This window comes from Promicromonospora kroppenstedtii DSM 19349 (genome assembly GCF_000515355.1).
Taxonomy (GTDB): domain Bacteria; phylum Actinomycetota; class Actinomycetes; order Actinomycetales; family Cellulomonadaceae; genus Promicromonospora; species Promicromonospora kroppenstedtii.
This window is the reverse complement of sequence record NZ_KI911730.1, coordinates 9,763-12,397: the sequence shown is the minus strand read 5'-3', so window position 1 is coordinate 12,397 and position 2,635 is coordinate 9,763. Positions and strand designations below refer to the sequence as shown.

General features: G+C 72.4%; 2 protein-coding genes. Both read left to right on the top strand.

Annotated features, from left to right (window positions below; all coding sequences use genetic code 11):
* Positions 1–981, top strand: a 981-nt coding sequence (locus PROKR_RS21685) for a winged helix-turn-helix domain-containing protein (protein WP_036967320.1), incomplete at its 5' end; no start/stop codon positions are given.
* 25 nt (positions 982–1,006) lie between these two features.
* Positions 1,007–2,635 (top strand): cation:proton antiporter family protein (locus tag PROKR_RS21680; RefSeq protein WP_084800594.1); only part of this gene is annotated, 1,629 nt, incomplete at its 3' end.

Below are 2,635 nucleotides of genomic sequence, written 5' to 3'. Positions count from 1 at the left end.
CGCCTGGTCGAGAGCTGGGCGCACGTCGCGGCCTACGTGCCGCCGCGCGCCTGGCCGCTGCTGGCGTTCCGCCGGCGGTGGTTCGCCCAGGAGTACGACTGGAAGGAGCTGGACGGCGTGCGGCTGCCCGACGCACCGCAGGTCCGCGAGGTGCACGACCTGGTGGCGGCCGAGGGTCCGCTGTCGGCCTCCCAGATCCACGACCGGTTCGTGTCCGAGGGCCGCTCGGTGCGGCGCAAGCGAGGCACCTGGTGGGACTGGAGCACCGAGAAGCGTGTCGTGGAGCATCTGTTCTTCACCGGTGAGGTGGTCTCGGCCGGGCGCAACTCGCAGTTCGAGCGACTCTACGACCTGCCGGAGCGGGTGCTCCCGCCGTCGGCCCTCGTGGAGGTGCCGGAGGCGGAGGCGAAGCGGATCCTGCTGGAGCTCGGCGCGCGGGCGCAGGGGATCGGCGACGCACGCAGCATCAAGGACTACTACCGACTCAAGGGACCGGTCGCGGACCGGGCCCTGGCCGAGCTGGTCGAGGAGGGCGTGCTGCTGCCCGCGCGCGTGGCCGGGGGTACCGAGAAGTGGTACCTGCACCGCGACGCAGCCCGCCCGCGGCGCGCGGCGGGGCAGGCGCTGCTGGCTCCGTTCGACCCGCTGGTGTGGGAGCGCACGCGCCTGGAGCGGCTGTTCGGGATGCGCTACCGGATCGGCATCTACACCCCGGCGGCCCAGCGCACCGACGGCTACTACGTGCTGCCGTTCCTGGAGGACTCCCAGCTCACGGCCCGGGTCGACCTCAAGGCCGATCGTGCCGCGGGCGTGCTGCGCGTGCAGTCCGCGCATGCGGAACCGACCCTCACGGACAGCACGCCCGCCCGCCTGGCGCACGAGCTGCGCACCATGGCCCGGTGGCTCGGGCTTGACGGCGTGGCGGTCGAGGACAAGGGCACCCTTTCACCCGCACTGCGGGCTGCGGCGGCGGTTTCCTGAAACACGCGACAACTAAACTCTGTCCATGGCGACGGCAGCGATCTTTCTGGTGGCTACGGTCGCGGCCGGGCTCGGGGCGGTGCTGCTCCGGCTGCCGCCCCTGGTCGGCTTCCTGGTGGCCGGGTTCGCGCTCCACGCCGCCGGCATCGCCGAGCCGCCCTACCTGAGCACCATCGCCGACCTCGGCGTGACGCTGCTGCTGTTCGGCATCGGCCTCAAGCTGGACGTCAAGACCCTGCTGCGCAGGGACGTCTGGTTCACGACGGTCGCGCACCTGCTGGTCAGCGTCGCCATCGCCGTCGGGTTCCTCGGCCTGCTCGGCGTGGTCGGGTTCTCGATGCTCGCGGGCGAGGGCCTGGGCGTGCTCGCGCTGCTCGGGCTCGCCCTGTCGTTCTCTTCCACGGTGTTCGTGGTCAAGGTGCTCGACGGCCGCTCCGACCAGTCCGCCCTCTACGGCCGGATCGCCATCGGCGTGCTCGTCATGCAGGACCTGATCGCCGTCGTCTTCCTGTCCGTGGCCTCCGACCACCCGCCGAGCCCGTGGGCGTTCGCCCTCGTGCTCCTGGTCCCGGGCGCCTGGCTGCTGCGCAAGGTCTGGTCGAGGGTGGGCCACGGCGAGCTGCAGGCCCTGTTCGGCGTGGCCGTCGCGCTCGGTCCGGGCTACGCGCTGTTCGAGGCCGTCGGGCTCAAGGGCGACCTCGGCGCGCTCGTCATGGGCATGCTGCTGGCCGGCCACCCCGCCGCCACCGAGCTGTCCCGCAACCTGTTCACCGTCAAGGAGCTGCTGCTGGTCGGCTTCTTCGTCTCGATCGGCTTCTCCGGCGAGCTGAGCTGGCAGGCCGCGATCATCGGGCTGCTCCTGCTGCTGATGCTGCCGCTGCAGGCCATCGTCACGGCCGTGCTGCTGCGCCTGATGCGGCTGCGCAAACGCACCGCGATCCTGTCGGGGCTGGTGCTGGCCAACTACTCCGAGTTCGGCCTGATCGTGGTCGCCGTCGGCTCGCAGACCGGCCTGCTGCACGACGAGTGGCTCGTGGTCCTCGCCGTCGCCGTCGCCGCCAGCTTCGTGCTGTCCTCCGCGATCAACACGCGCGGCAACGAGTTCGCGATGTCGCTGGCCAAGCGCTTCCCGTCCAAGCCCAACGAGTGGCTGCACCGCGAGGAGCGGCTCATCGACGTGTCCGGGGCGGAGGCGCTCGTGCTCGGCATGGGCCGGGTCGGCCGCGGCGCCGTGCGGCAGCTGCGCGACGACTACGGCATGAACGTCGTGGGCGTCGAGCACGACCCGACCCGCGTCGCCGCCCTGCGTACCGAGGGCTTCACCGTGGTGCAGGCCGACGCGACCGACATCGAGTTCTGGGGCCGGGTGCGCAGCGCGGGCGCCGTCCGCCTCGCGATCCTCGCCATGCCCTTCCACGCGGCCAACCTCATCGCGCTGTCCCAGCTGCGGGCGAGCGGCTTCGAGGGCACGGTCGCCGCCGTCGCCCGGTACGACGACGACGTGGCCGAGCTCGAGCGGCACGGCGCTGACGCGGTGTTCCACCTGTACGGCACGGCCGGCCTGGCCCTCGCCGACGAGGCGGCCGAGGCAGCCCTCGGGTACGACGCCGCCGAGGAGCTGCGCGACGCACAGGCGGAGCGGCGGGCCGCGGCC